The 23,125-nt window shown below is 37.6% G+C and carries 16 protein-coding genes; all 16 read left to right on the forward strand.

The annotated features are described in order from the left end of the window. The first annotated feature begins 299 nt into the window (after positions 1–299). Positions 300–2,984 (forward strand): SpaA isopeptide-forming pilin-related protein, encoded by a 2,685-nt coding sequence (locus LKI_RS08490; RefSeq protein WP_013103732.1) that lies wholly within the window; start codon positions 300–302, stop codon positions 2,982–2,984. Next, entirely contained in the window at positions 2,981–4,105 is a 1,125-nt protein-coding gene (locus tag LKI_RS08495) for a pilin N-terminal domain-containing protein (protein ID WP_013103733.1), read from the forward strand. Before LKI_RS08490 ends, LKI_RS08495 begins: the two co-directional genes overlap by 4 nt. After that, positions 4,095–5,621 (forward strand): SpaH/EbpB family LPXTG-anchored major pilin, encoded by a 1,527-nt coding sequence (locus tag LKI_RS08500; protein WP_013103734.1) that lies wholly within the window; start codon positions 4,095–4,097, stop codon positions 5,619–5,621. The genes LKI_RS08495 and LKI_RS08500 overlap by 11 nt, the downstream gene beginning before the upstream one ends. A 148-nt stretch (positions 5,622–5,769) precedes the next feature. Continuing rightward, complete coding sequence (locus LKI_RS08505; RefSeq protein ID WP_013103735.1) at positions 5,770–6,948, forward strand: class C sortase; 1,179 nt, start codon at positions 5,770–5,772, stop codon at positions 6,946–6,948. Further along, the gene (locus LKI_RS08510; protein WP_013103736.1) at positions 6,938–8,077 is read left to right on the forward strand and encodes a class C sortase; all 1,140 of its coding nucleotides are present in this window, start codon (positions 6,938–6,940) and stop codon (positions 8,075–8,077) included. Before LKI_RS08505 ends, LKI_RS08510 begins: the two co-directional genes overlap by 11 nt. Before the next feature lie 129 nt (positions 8,078–8,206). Then, positions 8,207–10,237 (forward strand): ATP-dependent DNA helicase RecG, encoded by a 2,031-nt coding sequence (recG, locus tag LKI_RS08515; RefSeq protein WP_013103737.1) that lies wholly within the window; start codon positions 8,207–8,209, stop codon positions 10,235–10,237. Positions 10,238–10,277: 40 nt separating this feature from the next. Continuing rightward, on the forward strand, positions 10,278–12,875 hold the full coding sequence (mutS, locus tag LKI_RS08520; RefSeq protein ID WP_013103738.1) for a DNA mismatch repair protein MutS: 2,598 nt from the start codon (positions 10,278–10,280) through the stop codon (positions 12,873–12,875). 28 nt (positions 12,876–12,903) lie between these two features. Further along, entirely contained in the window at positions 12,904–14,883 is a 1,980-nt protein-coding gene (mutL, locus tag LKI_RS08525; protein ID WP_013103739.1) for a DNA mismatch repair endonuclease MutL, read from the forward strand. Positions 14,884–14,926: 43 nt separating this feature from the next. After that, on the forward strand, positions 14,927–15,442 hold the full coding sequence (locus LKI_RS08530) for a YehS family protein (protein ID WP_013103740.1): 516 nt from the start codon (positions 14,927–14,929) through the stop codon (positions 15,440–15,442). 64 nt (positions 15,443–15,506) lie between these two features. Continuing rightward, entirely contained in the window at positions 15,507–15,920 is a 414-nt protein-coding gene (ndk, locus tag LKI_RS08535; RefSeq protein ID WP_013103741.1) for a nucleoside-diphosphate kinase, read from the forward strand. A 103-nt stretch (positions 15,921–16,023) separates the two neighbouring features. Next, on the forward strand, positions 16,024–16,902 hold the full coding sequence (murB, locus tag LKI_RS08540; protein ID WP_013103742.1) for a UDP-N-acetylmuramate dehydrogenase: 879 nt from the start codon (positions 16,024–16,026) through the stop codon (positions 16,900–16,902). Positions 16,903–16,905: 3 nt separating this feature from the next. Continuing rightward, positions 16,906–18,999: a Na+/H+ antiporter gene (locus tag LKI_RS08545; protein ID WP_013103743.1), complete on the forward strand. Its 2,094-nt coding sequence runs from the start codon at positions 16,906–16,908 to the stop codon at positions 18,997–18,999. Between the two features lie 68 nt (positions 19,000–19,067). Continuing rightward, positions 19,068–19,883 (forward strand): diadenylate cyclase CdaA, encoded by an 816-nt coding sequence (gene cdaA / locus LKI_RS08550; protein ID WP_013103744.1) that lies wholly within the window; start codon positions 19,068–19,070, stop codon positions 19,881–19,883. Further along, positions 19,880–20,962, forward strand: a complete 1,083-nt coding sequence (locus tag LKI_RS08555) for a CdaR family protein (protein WP_013103745.1) — start codon at positions 19,880–19,882, stop codon at positions 20,960–20,962. The genes cdaA and LKI_RS08555 overlap by 4 nt, the downstream gene beginning before the upstream one ends. A gap of 9 nt (positions 20,963–20,971) precedes the next feature. After that, positions 20,972–22,336 (forward strand): phosphoglucosamine mutase, encoded by a 1,365-nt coding sequence (gene glmM, locus LKI_RS08560; RefSeq protein ID WP_013103746.1) that lies wholly within the window; start codon positions 20,972–20,974, stop codon positions 22,334–22,336. Positions 22,337–22,422: 86 nt separating this feature from the next. Beyond that, entirely contained in the window at positions 22,423–23,124 is a 702-nt protein-coding gene (rnc, locus tag LKI_RS08565) for a ribonuclease III (protein ID WP_013103747.1), read from the forward strand. Position 23,125: the final 1 nt, after the last annotated feature.

Below are 23,125 nucleotides of genomic sequence, written 5' to 3' on the forward strand. Positions count from 1 at the left end.
GTAAGTGTCTCCTTAATTATAAATTGAGGATTATCTGCATTTAAATATACAATATAAAAGCTCGCAACTTGAAAGATGTAATCCCTAATTTTATGTACTTTAATGATTATATTTTTGACTTAAATTAATTGAAAATTAAGGTAAATGAACTTTAAAATTATTTATATGATATAATTATCCTGTTATTGAAAAAAGCTCGCATCTTTCAAGTTGTGATACTTTTTAAATTATACCGTGAACATGCCTTAAAAAGTTGTCCACTTTGATAATTATATGAGTGGTTTATAGAAGGGGGAAGAATGGGAAGAAATAGTCATAATGTTAGAAATAAGGTCATTGCTCGTTCTATTATTCAATTTTTTTTGATATTATCATTAATTGCCACTGAATTTACTGTACCTATTACGACTGCCTTTGCTGATAGTAATATAACGCCACAATATACGAATGACAACAAAGGTGTATATCCTACTAACTCTTGGACCATTCCAGGTCAAAATACGGTAATAAATCATCAAGGTGGAGATGCGAGTAATGGCTGGGACAAGAATAGCAGTTGGAGTGGGGATTCATCTGATACATCAAAATCATATTTGAAATTTGGTACCGACACTAGTAATCCGGATTATCAAATTCGGAAGTATGCTAAAGAAACATCAACACCAGGGTTATATGATGTCTACTTGAATGCCAAAGGTAATGAAGTTAAGAATATTAAACCGATCGATATTGTGTTAGTTGTTGACATGTCTGGATCAATGAACTCATCCGTAAACGGTGGAAACGACCGAGTTGGTGCGGCTCGTCAAGGTGTTAAAAACTTCTTAAAGACTATTAACGATGCGGGAATTGGTAAGTATGTTAATGTCGGTGTAGTTGGCTTTTCAAGTCCAGGGTATATAAGTAGTTCAGGAACGTTATCTGAAAATATTGATGCATCTGATAATCAGGCACATATAACGAGAATTAATAATTTATTAGCTAACGACTTTAAAGGTGGAACTTTCACACAATTAGGAATTCGTACCGGTCAAAGCATGCTTGCTGGTGATAGCAATGATCATAAGAAAATGATGATCTTGTTAACTGATGGAGTGCCTACATTTTCATACAAGGTTACTGGGGCAACGACTATTAATGGAACAGATTATGGGACGGCATTCGGTACAAATCGAGACGAACCAAGATTTACTTCTCAGTTATGGAAAGCAAGTGGAAATAGTAGAACACCCTCATCGTATACTGTTTCTGGGAAAACTATTAAGGACACTTGGCCAGCAACATTAGGTGAATCATTAATTGCAAAAAGCCAGAGTACCGAATTACATGCATTGGGCATTCAGTTATCCAAAGATGTAGGTTATACAAATAATAATAGCTATACATACTTAACTGATAGCCAAGTACGTGATCGGATGAAGCTATTGGCCTCTCCTGGTCTTTATCAAGATGCTAACAGTGCATCTGATGTGGAAACGTATTTGAAAAACCAAGCAAAAGATGTTCTGAGTCAATTCAACACGGTCAACCAAGGAAGTATTTCAGATCCGTTAGGTTCTCAATTTATTTATGGAGATGACACGCCGACGGTTAAGAGTGTAGGAAGTAGTGTTGTTCAGAATTTACCAACAGTTACCAAATCAAACGGAAGTATCTCTGTAAGTAATATTAATCTGGGGAAAGATCAAGAAATTCAAATACATTATCAGGTGCATTTAAATACTGAATCAGATAATTTTAAACCGGATTACTGGTATCAGATGAATGGCAAAACAACATTTACACCGACAAAGGATAGTAACGCTGTAGAATTTGGTGTTCCTTCTGCGAAAGCACCTGGAACGGAGCTAAAGGTTATCAAACAATGGCAAGAGTTGACTGATTCATCGAAGCGACCAGATAGTATTAATTTTGAAGTAACGCGAACTACGAACAACCAATCAAACGATTGGCGGGCAACTGGTACTTTGAGTAAATCGGATAATTGGTCTAAAACTTTCAAACAGTTGAATAGAAATAATCAATCGGTTTCGTTACCAGCTTATGATAACAAAGGTGGAACGTTCAATTATCAGGTGCTAAACGAAAGTACGGATGGTTACGTTTCAAGCATTACTAACAAAATAAATGAGTCAACGATAACAAATACACAATATGGTTTGATTATTGATAAGTATGCAAGTAACTCGAAAAATAAACTCACTGGTGCTGAATTTATTGTTAAATCAACGGATGGCAAGCAGTCCTATACATTAAAAGATAATCAGTTACAGCAACTGACACCAGGGGATTACACCATTCAAGAAACTAAGAGTCCATCTGGGTATCAACTTGATTCTACGGTTTATCCAATAACACTATCGCAAGATGGAAAATGGTCAAGTAGCGGTCAAGGTATTAATGTGAAATCACCAACCACGGATGGCAACGGCTATAAAGATGGTTTTTCTATTGCTACTGACAAATCAAACAATACTGATAAGAATAATGTTGTTAGATTTGTAAAAAATGATACTTTCAAGAAGTTTAATCTGACAGTTAATAAAGTTGACAAAACAACTGGAAATGCGCTTAAAGGTGCTAAATTCACATTAACTGACTCTGATGGCAAAACATCAGTTTACAAAGAAACCGATCCAACGTCGACTTTCACTTTTGAAAATCTTTCATCAGGAACATATACTTTGAAAGAATCAAAAGCTCCTGATGGATACATTGCTAGTAAAGATGTCACAATAATAATTTCTGATGATGGCAGTGTTAAGGTAACTAACAATAATGGCGATTGGAAATCAACTTTACAAAATGATGCAGGTAACAATCAGATTAGCCTAACGGTCAACAATTCAAATAAAACTGTTTTTCCATCTACAGGTGGCACTGGTATTGTGCGCTACATGTTGATAGCTGGTGCCTTTATATTAATTGCCTTGGGTGCTAGCGGTTATTATATTTTCCGAATAAAGCGGGGTAACCGATCATGATTAAAAAAATGATTGTGTTTATCATTACCTGTATTTCATTTGGGCTGCTTAGCTTGCAACAAGACAATTTAAAGGTTTTAGCCGATACTGATAACCAATTTACGATAGAATTGCATCATCAGTTGAGTGTGTATGAATCAAATCCAGTATCCTATACTCCTGGCAGTAACGTAACATTTCAATTGTATGATTTGACGGCTGATTACCAGAAGCATGAAAATGATGAAAATTATTTTGAAAATTTGAAATCTCAAAACCAGGGTATTCAAAATTATATTCAAGACAGTCATATTTGTTTGATAGATACTAAAACTACTGATGCCAATGGACAAGCAACATTTCATGTTTCAAAAAAATATGGAAAAGCTTATCTTATTGTGCAACAAAAAAGTAGCCAACTTGAAAGTGATGGTTTGTCCTATGAGCAAGTTAGTGATCCAGTTGCATTTTCGCTAAGCAATCAAGAAATGGATAAAAACAAGCTTGAAGTTGAGACCAAATCTGCTATTGTGACACGTATACCATATTTTTTTAAATATGGAAAAACCCTTGATCATAAAGAATTACCATTAACAGGTGTCAAATTTGTGTTGTATAAAACGGTTGATAATCAAAAAAAATACCTGACTGATGACAATAGTTGGAAAACCACTGATGACCCACTACATGAGAAAGAAATAAAGAAAATCGTATCTGATGATACCGGTTTAGTTGCTTTGAATAATAGTAAGCTACCCGCGGGTCAATATTATTTTCAAGAGGTTCAAACATTAAAGAACTTTGACATATCTTCTCAGGCACAACACATTAGTGTTAACATTCCAGCAGTCACTAGCTTAGCTAATGTACCGCCAATTACTGTTAATGGCGAGCCATTGTCTAAAGTAGCTGCGGGTGTGATACCTAATGACGTGTCTCAAAATGCCAGTTTGAGGGTTTTAAATTACCAAAAAAAGCAACCGACTAAGCAACCACCATTTAGCTTGCCATTCTTACCAGAAACAGGAATAGCAATTGGTACCATTTCTTTAGTCGGCTTGCTGATTATTTTATTAGTAATATTGATAAAAATTTATAAGAAGAGATTACAATTAAAAAGGAGTTTTAAAAATGAAAAGTAAATCATGGGCACAAATGGCTAATGCGATTTTACTCGTACTTCCTCTTTTAGTAACAGCTATGTTTGGTGTTACTAATGTATCTGCGGACACAACAGACAGTGTTAATGTTACATTACATAAGAGGGTCTTTGATGAAGGACAAGTGCCTGATAGTAAGACCAATACAGGTGAAGTAGACAACAACTTTGGTGGCACGCCATTAGCAGGTGTTACTTTTACAGCTTATGATGTCACTGACCATTATTTGAACTTACGTTCTAATGGCGCTACTGCCGAAAAAGCATCCCAAGAGGTTCAATCGGATGCGACTGATGCTGCGCCAAGTTACGCCTCAAAAATTGCGGAAGGGGTAACGGCAGGAGCTGATGGCACAGTAACTTTTTCAAATCTGAAGTCTAAGGACGGCGACAAAGATAAAGTTTACTTATTTGTTGAAACAAATTCACCAACAACGATCACACAAAAAGCAGCGCCAATTGTGCTAGCACTACCTGTTTATAAGTCAGGGTCAGACTCAGAAATTAATTCTGATGTTCACGTTTATCCCAAGAACGAACAAACTGATGCTATTACAAAAGATTTAAGTGATGAAAGTAAAAAAGATTTGATTGTGACATTGCCTGATGGATCAAAGGTTTATAATGCCACTTATGGTCAAAAATTTGGTTATCAACTACAAATAGCAGTACCATGGAACATTGCGGATAAAGATACATTTAATGTAGTTGATACGCCTAATTTAGGTATTGATGATGATGCTACTACAGTAAAGATTGCAGGATTAACTGAAGGAACTGACTATACAGTTTCAGCAACTGATGCAACCGATAAGGATGGTAAAGGTTTCAAAATAACCTTTACACCAACTTCAGCAGGTGTGAAAGCTGCTGCTGGAAAAAAGTTAACAATTACGTATGATGCTACACTAACAAGTGCTGCTATTCCTGATAAGGAGCATAATAACACCGCAACACTAAATATTGGTAATGGTTCAGATGTCACATCAACACCAGCGGAAGGGCCAGAAATATATACTGGAGGTGTAAAATTTGTTAAGCAAGACAAGCAAAGTGCTGCAAAGCTTGCTGGTGCAGAGTTCCAGTTGGTTACGTTAAATGCAAATGGTGACAAAGTTGCCTATGCCAAACAAGCAGCTGATGGTTCATACACATGGTCATCAAATAATAACTCAGCGACAACATATACATCAAATGATCAAGGATTAGTTGAATTAAAAGGTCTTGAATATTCAACCAAGTTGACTGATGGTCAAAGTTATGCACTTGTTGAGACAAAATCTCCATCTGGTTATGCACTTTTGACAGATCCTGTTAAGTTTACAGTTACTAAAGGAAGCTATGCTGACAATCAAACAATCACTGTTACAAACATTAAAAAAGGTATCTTACCATCAACTGGTGGATCGGGTATTTATTTATTCTTAATTGTTGGTATGCTTTTGATGGGTGGTGCCTTTGTTTGGAATAGACGTAATAAAAAGAACCAAAATATTTAATTATATTTGTAAACTAAAGTGCAAACTCAGGATAAGGGTGGCGCTTTTTTTATAAGATTAAATCATTTATGTGTTTCGCCATTCATATTTTTTTGGAATGGTAACTTTATTGATATTTGATTAGTAATTTTAAAGGATATTTGAACTTATGACAGAACAAAAAAACGACGTTAATATTTTTTTAAAATTGTTCATTGCCTTAATGTTTTTTATTGGTTTTTTAGTTTTTATGTATCCGTTTATTGCAAATGGTGTGAATAATTATGTTGCACAAAGAGAATTAAATGTTGTTAATCAATTGAATCAAAACAATCAAAAAGCGAGTGAAAAAAGATTAAGAACATTAATCGAAAAAAACAAGCAAAGAACTAAAGAAAATCAACAATTAGGCATATCGCCTGTTAAAAATCTTTTAGGAGAAACTTTGAAGAATGTTCCAAAGGAAGACAAAGATTATTATCGACAACATTCATTAGGGGGCATATTTATCCCTAAATTATCCTTAAGCTTACCAATATTTGATACAACTACTGATAGTCTTTTATATAAAGGAATTACGCAATTACCTGGTAGCTCTTATCCTGTCGGAGGAAATAATACACATACAGTTCTTATGGGACATAATGGTTTACCGAACCAAGAATTGTTTACTCATCTAGATAAACTAAAAAAAGGTGATAAATTCTTTTTGAAAATATATGGGAAACGTTTGGCTTATCAAATTATTCGTATTAAAGTGGTTTTACCAACGGATCTTAGTGATGTCACTATACAAGAAAACCAAGATTTAGCGACATTGGTTACATGTACACCCTACATGGTAAACACACATCGATTACTGGTTACTGGAAAAAGAGTTGCTTTGGACAAAAAAACATTTGATGATCAGGAAAAAAAGACAATATCACAGCAAAGTCAATATTTATTTTATTTAATTGCCCTTATTATGTTCTTTGGGGTTATAGTTTTTTATTTTGTTAGGCGTGAAGTTATTGCATTATTATCTCATAAAAGAGTGTATCAACTAGACTTTTTTGTTTATCATAATAATCAACCTGTATCTGGATGTCATTTTATCTTGGTAGATTACTCTGGTAAAAAAATAGTCAATAAATTATATGAGGAGACAAGTGATTCGTTAGGATATGTTTCATTTGGTAAAATTAATGGTGGGCGTTATAAAGTCGTATCTACGAATCCAAATATGAGTATTAAGACTTTTAACATTAGGGTTAAACATTTAAAAGATAGTCATTTTTATATCAAAAAAGCAGTTGAAAGCGATTATCAGATTCAATCAGAAAGAAATTTAATAAATGAAAAATAAGAATAAACAAAATATATTTTTAAACATCATTTTTTTAATCGGATTTTTAGTAGCATTGTATCCGTTCTATGTCGGGGCATTGAATCATTTTATAGATCAGCAGCGAATCAATACCATACAAAAACAGACCAGTCATACTATCAAGCAAAAAGAGTTAGATATGAGGAAAAAGAATGAAAAACTTAGTAAAGATGGCTTACAGCCTGGTAATGATCCTTTTTCCGGATCTAACTACAAAGAACATGTTATATTAAAACGACATTTAATAGGGACTATTTCTATTCCCAAAATAAATTTACATATCCCCTTATTTGACACTACAAATGAAGAGACCTTGAACTACGGCGCAACAGTTTTGCAGGGCACGTCTTTTCCAATTGGCGGGAAGGGTACACATAGTGTTATTTCAGGTCATCGAGGATTAGCATCACGTGTGTTATTTACAAATTTGAATCAAGTGAAAAAAAATGATGTTTTTGTATTGCAAGTATTTGACAAAAAGTTAGCGTATAAAATTTTTAAAATAGAAGTTATTAAACCAGAAAATTATCAAGGATTGAAAATTGAACAGAGCCAAGATTTGGTTACTTTATTGACATGTACACCTTATATGATTAATTCACATAGATTATTACTTACTGGAAAACGCATCCCTTATCCGAAAGATATGTCATCAAGTATACAAACTTCGGATAAGTGGCATAATATCCAGCAAGCATTGATTATTCTTTTTGTAATGCTATTTTTAGTTGGTCAAGTTATATTATTATATAAAAAATTTGTAAATTGGAGATTAGCTAAAAAAACATATAACTTAGCATTTTACCGTGTAGATTTAAATGATATACCATTACCATCTGTGCCTTTCCAATTGTTTTCAAAAAACAAAAAAGTGCCAATACAAAGAGATAATCAAAATATGATTCGTTATGCTGATCGTGATGGTTTGGTTTTATTTGAAAATCTTCCTGGTGGTTGTTATTATATTAAAGAATTGGCATTGAAAAATAATAATGGTGTCGTTGCTGGCGTTAAGAAATTAAAATCTAAAGAGATGATTTTTTATCCAACTAAGTCAACACGTGTAAATTACTATTTTAAAGATGCTAAATTGTGGATCAAAAGATAATTTTTTATAGTGAATAGCAGAAAATTAGATTGTGCTATTTAGGTGTGTGTTATTTTAAATGATGTCTTTTGATTTTTTTATAGCGGTCTAACGGGCGCCTTTTTTTGCCCAAAATGTTACAATAATAACATGATAACACGCGTTGATAATGTCGATGTTCTACCAGGTGTTGGGCCAAAACGGCTTAATGCTTTGCACGAACTCGGTATATTTACAATTGAAGATTTGATCAGTTATTTTCCGTTTCGATATGAAGATTTAGGTGAACGTTTACCTTCTGAAACATTAGATGGTGAAAAAGTAACGTTTAAGGGAATTGTGAGCGCGCCAGCAGTTGTAACACGATTTGGTAAAAAAAATCAAACACGGTTTGGTTTATTAATTGAACATGAAAATATACGTGTCACTTTTTTTAACCAACCTTGGATAGCGCAAAACATTGATGTCGGTCAAGAGATTGCCGTTTATGGGACGTATAATGCTGCAAAAGCTGCACTAACCGGTATGAAGATGATTAATGCAAGCACGGATGCACTGGATCCCATTTACCCGGCCTCGAAGCAAGTTACTGCCAAAACAATTCGTCACTTGATTGAGCTCGCTTGGGCTGATGTACGTGGGACACTTGACTCATTAGTGCCAACTACTATTCGGGAGAAATATCGGTTGCTGGACCGTAACAGTCAAATTGAAGCGATGCACTTTCCAGTGGATATGCTGGCTGCAAAGGCTGCGCGTCGAAGTGCTGCTTTTGAAGAGTTTTTTGTTTTTCAAATGCGGTTACAATTACTCAAACTTGCTGATCAAAATTTTGCTGGGGAAGGCATCAATTACGATACCCTAGCGCTTGAAAAGTTTGAAGCAGAATTACCGTTTGATTTAACACCTGCACAACAAAAAGTCATTTCAGAAATTTTGCAAGATCAAAAAAGGCCACGCCACATGAATCGCTTATTGCAGGGTGATGTCGGATCTGGTAAAACTGTAGTTGCGGCCATGGCAATGTATGCCGTTGTTACAGCGGGGATGCAGGCTGCCATTATGGCACCAACCGAAATTTTAGCCCAGCAACATGCGTTAAATTTAGCTCAACTATTTGAAAATGCTGGTGTATCTCTACGTGTTGAGTTATTGACGAGTGGACTTAAAGTTGCGGCTCGACGACAATTATTGGAAGATTTAGAAAGCGGCGAGATTGACATTTTAGTTGGTACGCACGCGCTACTACAGCCAGACGTGGCGTTTCATCACCTTGGATTAGCTGTTATTGATGAACAGCATCGGTTTGGTGTGAAACAGCGTGCGGCACTGCGCGAAAATGGTGTGAACCCGGACATTTTAGCGATGACTGCTACACCAATTCCACGCACATTGTCAATTACCGCGTATGGCGAAATGGATGTTTCAGTGATTGATCAATTACCAATTGGTCGTAAAGCTATTCAGACGACACGCATGAGTCATAATCAATTGGATCATGCCATTGCATTTGTCAAGAAGCAGATTGATGCGGGTGCACAGGCATATGTTGTCACACCGCTGATTGAAGAATCAGAGTCACTTGATGTCCAAAATGCCACGGCAATGTATGAAGCCATGCAATTAGAATTTCCGCAATACACGGTTGGATTATTGCATGGGCGGTTATCAAATGATGAAAAAAAAGCATTGATGGCAGACTTCAAAGCGAATCACATTCAAATATTAGTTGCAACAACTGTCATTGAAGTCGGTGTCGATGTGCCAAATGCGACTGTGATGCTAATTTTAGATGCAGACCGTTTTGGTTTGGCACAATTGCACCAACTACGTGGTCGCGTTGGCCGTGGACATCGCCAATCTTATACGATTTTAGTTGCTGACCCGAAAACGGATTATGGGACTGCACGTTTAGATGCCATGGTTGAAACAACTAATGGTTTCATACTAGCACAACGTGATCTTGAATTACGCGGTTCTGGGGATATTCTAGGCACCAAGCAATCTGGTGTACCAGAGTTTGTTGTGGGTGATCCCATCAAAGACTTGACGATGATGGAAATTGCACAACAAGAAGCCATTACACTAGTCAGTCAGAAAGATTGGGATCAACAAGCAGATAATCATGCTTTAGTTGATTACTTGTCACGTACAATGGCACATTATCGTCATTTTGACTAAAGTGAGACAAAGATAAATTATATAAATGAGGAAGTTTTAGATGGTCAAGCCTGTTGATACACCCATGATGGTGCAGTATCATGAAATTAAATCGCAATACCCAGATGCCTTTGTTTTTTATCGCTTAGGCGATTTTTATGAGCTTTTCGAAGAAGATGCTGTTCTAGGAGCCAAGCTACTCGAACTAACATTGACCGCACGTAATAAAAATTCTGAAAATCCAGTACCTATGGCAGGTATTCCGCATCATGCTGCAAAAAATTATATTGACATCTTAGTTGATCAAGGGTACAAAGTAGCCATTGTGGAGCAAATGGAGGATCCAGCTGTCGCAAAGGGCATGGTTAAGCGTGATGTTGTGCAGCTTATTACACCGGGTACAAAAATGTATGATGGGGCGGGATCAGATAAGCAAAACAACTATTTAGCAGCTATTTTACCAAATAGTGACAGTTGGGCTTTGGCATATATTGATTTGTCAACAGGTGAACTAAAAGCGACAACGATTCGTCGATTAACGGATATTTTAGATGAATTGAGTTCATTAGAAGTGAAGGAAGTCGTTTTGCGTCAAAACGATGATTTGACAACACAACAACAATTAGCCACTCAGTTAGGTGAGCGTGGTCTAGTCATTTCAACTCAATTGGCTATTGAACCCAATGCAACAGTCAGTTTTTTAACGCAACCATTATTGAAGATAGACGAAACAAAAGCGACGGCTATGCTGTTAAATTATATTTTTGACACACAGCGACGCAACCTTGATCATATCGTTCCGGCTATTAGCTATGAACGTTTAGCTTATTTGAAATTCAATCAAGACACGCGCACCAATTTAGATTTAGTTGAAAACAATAGGACGAAAAAAAGAGCGGGATCATTGCTTGGTTTGATAGATGGCACGCATACTGCTATGGGCAGTCGATTGCTCAAACAGTGGGTGTTAAAACCATTGCGTGATCAAAATGACATTGAGGACCGGTTAGACTTAGTTGATGCTTTTCGAGATGATTTCTTTACCCGTGGTGCGTTGCAGGACCAGCTAAAATCAGTCTATGATTTAGAGAGATTAGCTGCACGGGCAGCGATGGGAACAATGAATGCTCGTGAATTAGTGCAATTAAAACGGTCATTATTAGCTATTCCAAGTATCAAAGCTGCTTTAGCGCAAACAACAAGTATTCTAAAAAATGCTAGTGACACACTAGATGACATGGTAGATGTAGCTGGGTTAATTGAAGAAGCAATCGTTGATGATCCGCCAATTAGTGTGCGTGAAGGGGATATTATCAACGACGGTTTTGACGACAAAATTGACAATTATCGTCGCGTTTTACAAGATAATCAAACTTGGTTGGCACAATTAGAAACAGATGAACGTGCGGCTACTGGAATTCATTCCCTCAAAGTAGGTTATAATAAAAACTTTGGTTACTTTATTGAAGTCACCAAGGCAAATATTAGTAAGCTAGAAGAAAATCGTTATGAACGACGTCAGACTTTGACTAATGCTGAGCGTTTTGTGACACCGGAACTAAAAGCGCATGAGCGATTGATTATTGAAGCGCAAGCTAAACGTACGCAACGTGAATATGAACTGTTTGTGACGGTACGCGAGCGTGTCAAAGCAAACATCAGTCGTGTGCAAAACTTAGCACAACAGATTGCGCGGTTAGATGTTTTATCAACGTTGGCTGATGTTGCCGATAATCACCGTTTTGTTCGCCCAGAGTTTACCACACATAATCGTGTTTGTGTTAAACAAGGTCGTCACCCTGTGGTGGAATCATTATTGGAAGCGGGTGAATTTGTTGCCAACGATGTGTTGCTTGACGAAAATACCACGATGCAGTTAATTACTGGACCAAATATGGCCGGAAAATCAACTTATATGCGCGAGTTAGCGTTAATTGTCATTCTTGCTCAAATGGGTAGTTTTGTACCTGCAGATGCAGCAGAGTTGCCTATTTTTGATCAAATATTTACACGTATTGGTGCTAATGATGATATGGCGATGGGCCAATCGACGTTTATGGTTGAAATGGCGGAAGCCAATCACGCATTACAAGAGGCTACTGCACATTCACTCATTTTATTTGATGAATTAGGTCGAGGAACGGCAACTTATGATGGTATGGCGTTGGCACAGGCAATCATTGAATTTTTAGATGCTCATGTGCATGCTAAAACATTATTTTCAACGCACTATCATGAATTAACAGTTCTGGCAGATCAACATGATAGTATTGAGAATGTTCATGTTGGTGCTGTTGAGGACGAGTCAGGGCAATTGCATTTCTTACACCAAATTAAGAAAGGGCCAGCGGACAAATCTTATGGTATTCATGTTGCGGCATTAGCTGGGTTACCTGAGACGTTAATTACGCAGGCTAAAGTCATTTTGACTGAACTGGAAGCACAAAAATCAAGTATTGTGACACATGATCAACCAGAAGAAAGACAGTTAGAACAAACAAGGGATCAATTGTCTGAACAAGTCGCGTTATTTAATGTCGATACGATCAATCCAGAGATCAAAACATTGCTTGATACGTTAGACAACTTTGATATTTTAACGATGACACCAGTAGATGCCATGAATGCTTTGAATACGCTAAAAAAGCTGAGAAATTAGGAGGCAAGCGCTTGAATGCGCGGACAATATGGGAAAAATACATGAACTCTCAAATTTATTAGCTAACCAAATTGCTGCAGGTGAAGTGATCGAAAGACCGGCTAGTGTGGTGAAAGAACTGGTTGAAAACGCGATTGATTCAGGTGCAACCCAAATTGAAGTGGTTGTTGAAGATGCTGGTGAAGCGTTAATTCGTGTTGTTGATAATGGCGCTGGTATTGATCCTGAAGATGTGCCACTAGCATTTACACGCCATGCGACCAGTAAAATTGTCGATCGACATGATTTATTTAACATCATGTCGCTTGGTTTTCGAGGTGAAGCCTTGCCTTCAATTGCAGCCATTGCTGATGTGACATTAAATACAACGACGCATGATGCACCGGAAGGACTAATGTATCACATAAAGGGCGGTAAACAAGTCAGTGCGACACCTGCAAATGGTCGTTTTGGCACTGTCGTATCTGTTCGTGATTTGTTTTATAATACGCCCGCACGTCTCAAATATCTCAAACGACCGCAAACTGAATTATCTAAAATTGCAGATATTATGAATAGACTAGCTTTATCCTACACTAATATTGCTTTTACAATTACTGCAGATGGTCGTGTATTGCTCAAAACAACTGGTAATGGTAATCAACAACAAGTTATTGCTGCAATTTATGGTCGTGAATCGGCACAAAAAATGTTATCCATTGCGGGCGAAGATGATGATTTTAATATCACGGGATATGTTTCACTACCAGAATTAACACGAGGATCACGTGAATATTTAACCATTTTAGTTAATGGCCGTTTTATTAAAAATTTTACGGTTTCTAATGCAGTGATTCATGGCTACGGGTCAAAATTGATGGTTGGGCGTTTTCCAATGGGTGTGGTTAATATTAATACGGACCCACTTTTGATTGATGTTAATGTGCATCCACAAAAATCAGAAATACGTCTATCCAAAGAAACAGAACTTTCTGCGTTGATCGTTAAAACGATTCAAGAACGATTAGCTGAGGAAAATTTAATTCCAGACGCTTACGAAAATTTATACGGGAAAAAGCAGGTATCTCAAACCACGCGCCCAACACAAACTGCGCCTTGGGTACAAAAAAATGTGTCAGAAGTAGGGCAAGCACGGCCAAATGTAACGACAAATACAGGGTCAGATATTGCGGGCATTAGTATCACAAAACGTACCCAACTGTCACAAAATACTGTACAAGATTTTTTTAACAAATACACCAATGAGGCTACTTTGCCAGTGTTTAATGACCTTGAACAAGATATGGCACAAGTGACAGAGCCGGTGACGACATATCAGTCGTCTGTTTATGACGACGTTGTAGCCCAGCAAGAAACGTTGGATGTCATCCCAGACAAGCCAAGTGGCTTTCCGGAGTTATCATATATTGGGCAAATGCATGGCACATTTTTATTTGCTCAAAGTGCAGATAGTCTGTTTTTAATCGACCAACATGCTGCTCAAGAGCGCATTAATTATGAATACTATCGTCAAAAAATAGGTGAAGTTAGTGCTGATAAACAACGACTTTTAGTACCAATTACAATTAATTACACTGCTTCTGACATGCTAAAAATTGCAGATCATGAACAAGAGTTAGTTGATGTAGGGTTAGCGGTAACGCAATTTGGACCAACAACAGTCATTATTCGTGAACATCCAACGTGGTTTGAAACTGGTCAAGAAGAAGAGACTATTCGTGAAATGATTGACTGGATATTACGTGATGGTTCGTTAACGGTTGCGAAATTTAGAGAACGAGCAGCCATTATGATGAGTTGCAAACGTGCGATAAAAGCAAATATGCATTTATCTGATAGTCAAGCAAAAGCCCTACTACAAAGTCTGTCACTAGCTAAAAATCCGTATAACTGTCCACATGGCCGACCAGTATTAACTCAATTGACACTAACAGAGATGGAAAAAATGTTTAAACGTATTCAAGATTCACATGAAAAATGGGAGACGTACGATAATCACCCTTATTAAAAGCAGCGTTAGAAATGCTGATTTGTACACAGGAGATCAATAGATGAACAACAATGATATTATTATTCGCTTAAGGTATGCGTTAAATATTCAGAATGAGGATATGCTTAAAATTTTTAAATTAGGTGGGGTGTCCATTGATGAGGCACAACTGCATACCTTGTTAACCAAACAAAATGATGAGAGTCCTCGTGATGAAAAAGTTGATATGCACCAACTTGAATCATTTATGAACGGTTTAATTATTTCTCAGCGTGGTCAAAAATTTGGTGCTGATTTGAAACCCGTACCACCAACATTTGATATGCATAAGGAAGCAGATATTAACAATGTTGTCATGAAAAAGCTCAAAATTGCGATGTCTTACACCAGTGATGATTATATGAGCTTTCTAAAATCGGCAGGTGTCACCATTTCAAACAACGAGTTGAGTGCTGTGTTGCGCCGACCAGATCATCGTAATTATAAACCAGCAGGTGATCGTTATTTGCGAAATATATTAAAGGGGATGGCCGTGGAATATCGGCCGGCTGATGTTAAAAAAGCTACTCGAAAATAAGTTGAGTTCGTATTTTTGTAATCATGTATAATGAAGGTGTTAAGTGACTTTATTGGAGGACAATATGACCGAAAAGACATTAATGTTAATTAAGCCAGATGGCGTACAACGCGCTAAAGTAGGCGAAATTATACAACGTATTGAAAATAAAGGGTACCAAATTATAAATATGAAAATGGTCACGCCAACGAGAGCATTGTTAGACTTGCATTATGCTGAACATGTTGATAAACCCTACTACCCGGCACTGGTCGATTATATGACTTCAGGACCTGTTGTTGTGATGATTGGCGAAGGCACCAATATTGTAGCAGGATGGCGTACGTTGATGGGCGAAACGAATCCCACAAAAGCAGCTCCCGGTACAATTCGTGGTGATTTGGGACGTGAATGGCCTCAAGAAGCCATGATGAATGTCGTTCATGGGTCAGATAGTATTGTATCTGCACAACGTGAAATCAGCTTATGGTTTAATTAGTTTTTTATTGGCTTGATGTTAAAAAATCAAGCTTTTTTTGTGCAATTCAAGTGGTCTAGCTAAAAGTTTGGTAGAATAGTAGATATAGACTCGGAGCATAATGATGAAATTAGATGATATAACGATATTTGAACAGACAGCTTTAGCACCTTATGCACACACACAAGTGGGTGGTACGGTAGAATACTTAGCCATACCAAAGACATTATTAGCATTACAAAAATTATTGAATTGGGCCAAAACAAATGGGCATGAAATTCATATTTTTGGGCGTTTATCTAATTTGGTTGTTCGTAATGGTGGCCTTAAAGGGTTGTCAATTTTATTACATGAGTTGCGTGATATTCATGTTGACCAAAATACGATAACAGCTGATGCTGGTGCTGACTTAATTTTAGTTGCTGAAACCGCGATGGAAAATAACTTAACTGGACTCGAATGGGCTGCAGGTATTCCTGGATCTGTTGGTGGTGCAATTTTTATGAACGCTGGCGCCTATGGCGGTCAGGCTTCTATGGTCACGGTTTCAGCAACGGCGATCATGCCAAATGGTGAATTAAAGCGTTTTCCTGCAGAAAAATTGGATTTTGACTACCGCCAATCTGTTTTTCAAACTAATGGTGGGGTAATCGTTAGTGCAACTTTTGCGTTGTTGCCAGATAATAAACAGAATATACAATCGCGTATGGATGACAATAATTTTAAACGTGCTAACAAGCAACCATTAAACTATCCTTCAAACGGCTCAGTATTTAAACGACCGGAGGGCTTCTTTGCTGGCAAACTCATTATGGATTCCGAATTACAGGGCGTACGTATTGGTGGTGTTGAAGTTTCCAAAAAACATGCTGGATTTATGGTCAATATTGGTAACGGCACAGGAAATGATTATGAAGATTTGATTCATTTTGTACAAAAAACCGTTAAAACCAAATTTGGTGTGACATTAGAAACGGAAGTACGTATTATGGGGGAACGATAATATATGTTTGTATTAGAATTAATCGTTATCTTAATCGTATCTGTCACAATATCAAATGTGTTGTCCCACTTTGTGCCTGATGTACCAGTGAGTTTGTTCCAAATTGCCATCGGGTTAATATTATCACTAGCGTTTGGCGTCTTTATTGAAATTGATTCACATTGGTTTATGTTGCTATTTGTGGCCCCATTACTTTATAACGATGCTTGGCGGTTTCCAAAACACGAATTGTGGGAATTACGAGGCCCTATTCTAGGTAATGCCATTATCCTAGTATTGTTGACAACACTAGTTGGTGGTTTTTTCATACATATATTGATGCCGCAGCTTCCTAAATCAGTGGCGATAGCATTAGCAGCTGTTGTTTCACCAACTGATCCTGTTGCGGTTCAAGCCATTGCTAGACGTGTTAAGTTACCCACAAATGTGTTACACATTGTTTCTGGAGAGAGCTTAATCAACGACGCCAGTGGCTTGGTAAGTTTCAATACTGCGATCAAAGCAACTGTTGCGGGGACTTTTTTATTAGGACATGCGATTGGTAACTTTTTTTGGATGACACTCATTGGTCTAATGGTTGGTTTGGTGGTTGGAAGCATCGTTAATTGGTTACGCGACCTGTTTGACCGTTTTGGTCTAAACGATGTTGTCTTTCATACAGTGGTAACTTTGTTAGCGCCATTCTTAATTTATTGGGTTGCAGAAGATGTATTTCATGCTTCGGGTGTTATTGCCGTAGTCGCGGGGGCTATTTTAACAAAAATACTCAATGATCAACATATCGATGCACGTAGTCCAGAAATATCAGTTACTTCAATTCGAACATGGGAAATATTTGTTTATCTACTCAATGGTACTATTTTTGTGTTATTAGGCATTGAATTACCACCAGCATTGGTTGCTGTTGCCCAGAACTCACAAATGAATACAGGATACGCCATTTTTTATGGTGTTGCTGTTTGGTTTATTGTATTTGCAATTAGAACATTTTGGGCATATGGCAATCAGGTCGTCTTATATTTTAAAAATAAAACAACTAAGCCAGCATTTAAAACAGCGGTGACATCTGGATTAACAGGCGTTAGAGGTGCCGTGACAATGGCTGCTGTGATGACCGTACCGACGGTTATTAATGATGGCACTGCTTTTCCACAACGCGAACTGTTAGTGTTTGTTGCGGCAATTGTTGTAATCATGAGCTTGCTCGTCGCTACAATCATGTTACCAGTGATGACTAAAGAACGATCATCTCATGATTTTACACAACCACAAACATTGGATGCAACAGAAGATGATGCGGATAATAAGAAGCCAAAAATGACAGAATCGCAGGCGCGTATTTTTGCTATTCAGGTTGGTATTCAAACTTTAAGAGAACAACAACGTACAGAAAATCGTGCAATTATTTATGAGTTGATTACAAGAAAACAAGGAACAATTGCACACATTAAAAGACAATTGATTGGTGATACATCAGGGTATACACGTGCTGATGATTCAGAATTACAATTAATTGGTTTGGCGGCACAGCGGGAACGTCTGCAACAGTTATTGGTTAAAGAAAAAATTTCACCGCTTACATTTTCGTCACAGTCACGTCGATTAGAACGACTTGAAAATTTAATCAAAGAAGATGTGCATTATCAATTTTCGACACAATGGTTTACGATACTTATGCATCGCTTTTTTAGAAGTATTCGGATTTGGTTTTCTGATGAAACCAGTGAAAAGATTAGAGCTGAAACATCACTATCTGTTCGAGAAACATCAAAGGCAGCAATTAGTGCTTTGTCTGCTCATATGGAAAAGTATAATGGCGACACCATTACCCACCGTGTCGAGCGTCAAAATGCCTATAATCTAATCGTGACCTATCGTTATCGTATTGAAAATGAAAAGCATCCAGATACACCTGAACAGCGTGAACTGGACGATAAGTTAAGAATGGATTTAGAATTGAAAGCGTTAAACGCACAACGTGAGACGGTTCAAAATTTATATGAGCAAAAATTAATTACGCGACAAGCAGGCATTAATATTAGGCAGTTTATTAATTTTTCTGAAACAGCTGCATTAGCTGGAAAAGATGAATCGTGAGTGTCACATAGCCTTTTGCTATACACTTATACACAACAACTGTTATCAAATGAGACAAAGGGGAAACTATGTTATCGTATCTAACGACTAACAATTTAATGCATGCAGTGGATATTATCATTATTTGGTTTTTGCTGTATAAAATTATTCAATTCGTAGAAGGCACACGGGCCTTACAAATTTTACTTGGTGTTGGCACAATTATTTTAGTTAAAGTTGTTAGTTGGTACCTTGGGCTGATTACACTCTCGTGGTTAATGGACCAATTAATTACTTGGGCGCCTATCGCGCTGGTAGTGATTTTCCAGCAAGAAATTAGACGTGGACTAGAAACCGTTGGTAGGCGGTTGACGATACGTCGTGCCCGTGTTGACAATGCACTTGAACATCAACTGATTAAAAGTTTAGATGATGCTTTACAATATATGTCAAAGCGACGTATTGGCGCGCTAATTACCATCCAGCGAGATGCCCAGTTAGATGAGTATATTAAAACAGGTATCAAATTAGATGCTAATATTACAGGCCAATTGTTAATCAATACGTTTATACCTAATACCCCCCTGCATGATGGTGCAGTCATTATTAGTAAAGGTCGCGTGGCGGTTGCGGCTGCTTATCTACCATTATCTGAAAGTACAAGAATACCAAAAGAGTTAGGAACCAGACACCGAGCTGCAGTTGGTATTTCTGAGGCAAGTGATGCGATTACAGTCGTTGTTTCGGAGGAAACAGGTGAAATTTCAATCACGCAAAATGGTGATTTGCTCAGACATATGGATCAAGAGAGCTACCTCAACTTCTTTGAACGGCAATTTTTACCTGTTCCAGAAACTGGCGTGGCTAAGAATCGTTGGTGGCATAAAGGAGGGCGTGTGCAATGAAACGAATAGTTCAGTCAAAGATTGTCAATATTGCCATTTCATTCGTGATCGCAATTTTGCTTTCATCTTACGTATTAAGCACGAAATCAGCAACGTCAACGACTAATAACCCTAATAATTTTACAACGCTAATACCAGAAAAAAAGGCATCACTGAAGGTAGCGCTTAATCTACAATTTGATAATGATAAGTATGTTGTAATTGGTGCACCGGCAACAGTTCAAGTAGATATTGAAGGATCAGGTGCGTTGGTGTCTGCCGCACAAAGCCGAAATGACATTCAAGCCAGTGCTGATTTGCGTTCTCTCAAGCCAGGGAAACATATTGTCACAGTTGCGTTACGAGGTGTAAATGCATCGTTAACTTCAACCGTTAATCCACAAAAAGTAAGTGTGACAATTGCTGAAAAAACAGCAACAACATTACCTGTGAGCGTTAGCTACGATAAAAGTGAGGTCGCTAAGGGTTACACAGCTAGTGATCCGACTGCTACACCTAAAAGCGTCACAATTAGTGGTCCTAAAACAAATGTTGATGCAGTAGCAACAATTGCCGCACACATGTCATTACCAAGTGGCACTAAGTCGTCATTAACGCAAACAGTTAAATTAGTACCATTAGACAAGAATGGTCGTGAGGTTGAAGTTAATTTAGGACGTCAAAATGTAGATGCGACAATAACAATTTCGCCAGAAGATTCGAAAAAAGTTGCCTTGGCTGCTAGTATAAAAAATGGCGACAGTAAAAACTATCAAGTGACTTTTGATCCGAAAAATGTGACGGTATACGGCTCATCTGATATACTTAATGCTATGAATAGCATTAATGTCACGGTGGATGTGGCAGATATTAAAGATAAAGGCAGTGTTCAACTTAAATTACCGCAGATTGATGGTATTGTACGTTACGACACTGATACTGTGACGGCTACAGTGTCTCAGATAAACAGTAGCAGTAATAACAGTAGTGCAAGTACGAGTGGTACTTCAGAGTCACTAACAAGCGAAAGTTCTGAAAGTACAACGAGTAGTAGCAGTAGTAACGATACAGAAGCTTCAAGTAGTCAACAAGGAGAGTAGGACGAAATTATGTCAGACATTAAATTAAAATATTTTGGAACAGATGGTGTACGTGGTGTTGCTAATCAAACGCTAACCCCCGAACTAGCTTTTCGTCTAGGGCGAACAGGTGGTGCAATATTAACACGGCATGCAGAAGCTGGTCAAAAACCAGTTGTTATTGTTGGTCGAGACACCCGTATATCTGGTGAAATGTTACAACAAGCAATTGTTGCTGGCTTTTTATCAGTGGGTATTGATGTGTTGCGTTTAGGAGTGATCACAACACCAGCTGTTGCTTTTTTGGTACAAAATTTGGAAGCAGATTCTGGCGTGCAAATTACTGCATCACATAACCCAGCAGCGGATAATGGCATTAAGTTTTTTGGTAAAGATGGGATGAAGTTATCTGATGAACTTGAATATGAAATTGAGCAATTATTGGATTCACCAACGGATACTTTACCACGACCAAGTGCTGAAGGATTAGGTACAGTTAATAATTATCCTGAAGGCGCTTTGAAATATATGGGTTTCTTACAAAAAACAATACCTACTGATCTAGATGGTATGCAAATCGCACTGGATGGTGCTAACGGGGCTACTAGTGGTCTATTAGCACGCCTATTTGCTGACCTAAATGCTGATTTTGTGACAATGGGTACGGAACCCAATGGTTTGAATATCAATGATGGTGTGGGTTCAACGCATCCTGAAGCACTAGCCGAATTTGTGAAGGACAACGGGGTCCAAGCAGGGCTGGCTTTTGATGGTGATGGCGACCGATTAATTGCTGTGGATGAAAACGGCGAAATTGTTGACGGTGATAAGATTATGTATATTGTTGGTAATTTTATGAACGAACAAGGTCGATTAAAGCACAATACAATTGTTTCGACGGTCATGAGTAATATTGGCTTTTATAAGGCACTATCAGAAAATAACATGACAAGTGTCAAAACAGCTGTTGGTGATCGTTATGTGATGGAAGAAATGCTAAAGTCGGGGTATAACCTTGGTGGTGAACAATCAGGACATATTATTTTTCGTGACTGGGCGACAACTGGTGATGGTCTTTTAACCGCACTACAATTGCTATATGTTATGAAAGAAACTGGAAAACAGCTGTCAGAGTTAGCTGAATCTGTTCAAATTTATCCACAAAAGTTGGTTAATATTAAGGTTGCTGATAAAATAGCGATTCAGAATGATCCAGATGTTATCGCAAAAATAGCAGAGGTTGAGGCATTAATGGCAGGTGATGGCCGCGTGCTTGTACGTTCTTCAGGTACGGAATCAATTTTGAGAGTGATGGCTGAGGCACCAACGAAAGAATTGGTGGCGCAGTATGTTGAGATGATTGCTGAAGTTGTACGTGAAAAAGCAGATAAATAAAGCGAAAGAAGTGCTAAGTTTAATAAAACCTAAGCACTTTTTTTGATATAATAGAATATAAAACTATGATTTAAAAGGAAAAAATCGTGCCACAAGACAGTTTTAAACAACATTTATTATCAGAATTCAATATTCAATTTCACAATGAAGAATTGTTACGGGAAGCGTTAACGCAACGTAACTATTTGAATGAACATCCAGATGAGCCGGGACGTGATTATCAGCGCCTTGAATTTTTAGGTGATTCTGTCATGCAAGTGTCCGTTGCGGAATACCTATTTAAACGTTATCCCAGTTGGCATGAAGGTCAATTGACTGAAATGCGAATTGCAATGGTGCAGACACGTTCGTTTGCGCATTTTTCGCGTGTTGCACACTTGAACGAAGGTATTCGCTTGGGAAAAGGCGAGGAAATGTCTGGCGCACGTGATCGTGATTCTCTATTAGAGGATATTTGGGAAGCGTTTATTGGTGCTTTATATTTAGATCAAGGTTCAGAAGCTGTTCGTACTTTTTTGGATCAAACGTTGTTTGCCGCGATTGATACAGATTTTTTTGATCGGTTTATTGATTTTAAAAGTCGATTGCAGGAAAAACTTCAAAAAAATGGTGCGGTAGACATTGCATATCGTACTGAAAGCGAGAAGCAAATGATAGGTAACGAACAGTTATTTGAAGCTAGCGTTTCGGTAGATAATCGTGAGCTAGCACGTGGCACTGGTAAGTCAATTAAGGATGCCGAAAAAGTTGCAGCACGTGCTGCACTAAAACTATTGGAAGAAAAGTAAG

Source organism: Leuconostoc kimchii IMSNU 11154 (genome assembly GCF_000092505.1).
Classification (GTDB): Bacteria; Bacillota; Bacilli; order Lactobacillales; family Lactobacillaceae; genus Leuconostoc; species Leuconostoc kimchii.

Coding starts and splice junctions, on each gene's coding strand:
- LKI_RS08490 (WP_013103732.1), top strand. CDS start 300: ATGGGAAGAAATAGTCATAATGTTAGAAATAAGGTCATTGCTCGTTCT.
- LKI_RS08495 (WP_013103733.1), top strand. CDS start 2,981: ATGATTAAAAAAATGATTGTGTTTATCATTACCTGTATTTCATTTGGG.
- LKI_RS08500 (WP_013103734.1), top strand. CDS start 4,095: ATGAAAAGTAAATCATGGGCACAAATGGCTAATGCGATTTTACTCGTA.
- LKI_RS08505 (WP_013103735.1), top strand. CDS start 5,770: ATGACAGAACAAAAAAACGACGTTAATATTTTTTTAAAATTGTTCATT.
- LKI_RS08510 (WP_013103736.1), top strand. CDS start 6,938: ATGAAAAATAAGAATAAACAAAATATATTTTTAAACATCATTTTTTTA.
- recG (WP_013103737.1), top strand. CDS start 8,207: ATGATAACACGCGTTGATAATGTCGATGTTCTACCAGGTGTTGGGCCA.
- mutS (WP_013103738.1), top strand. CDS start 10,278: ATGGTCAAGCCTGTTGATACACCCATGATGGTGCAGTATCATGAAATT.
- mutL (WP_013103739.1), top strand. CDS start 12,904: ATGGGAAAAATACATGAACTCTCAAATTTATTAGCTAACCAAATTGCT.
- LKI_RS08530 (WP_013103740.1), top strand. CDS start 14,927: ATGAACAACAATGATATTATTATTCGCTTAAGGTATGCGTTAAATATT.
- ndk (WP_013103741.1), top strand. CDS start 15,507: ATGACCGAAAAGACATTAATGTTAATTAAGCCAGATGGCGTACAACGC.
- murB (WP_013103742.1), top strand. CDS start 16,024: ATGAAATTAGATGATATAACGATATTTGAACAGACAGCTTTAGCACCT.
- LKI_RS08545 (WP_013103743.1), top strand. CDS start 16,906: ATGTTTGTATTAGAATTAATCGTTATCTTAATCGTATCTGTCACAATA.
- cdaA (WP_013103744.1), top strand. CDS start 19,068: ATGTTATCGTATCTAACGACTAACAATTTAATGCATGCAGTGGATATT.
- LKI_RS08555 (WP_013103745.1), top strand. CDS start 19,880: ATGAAACGAATAGTTCAGTCAAAGATTGTCAATATTGCCATTTCATTC.
- glmM (WP_013103746.1), top strand. CDS start 20,972: ATGTCAGACATTAAATTAAAATATTTTGGAACAGATGGTGTACGTGGT.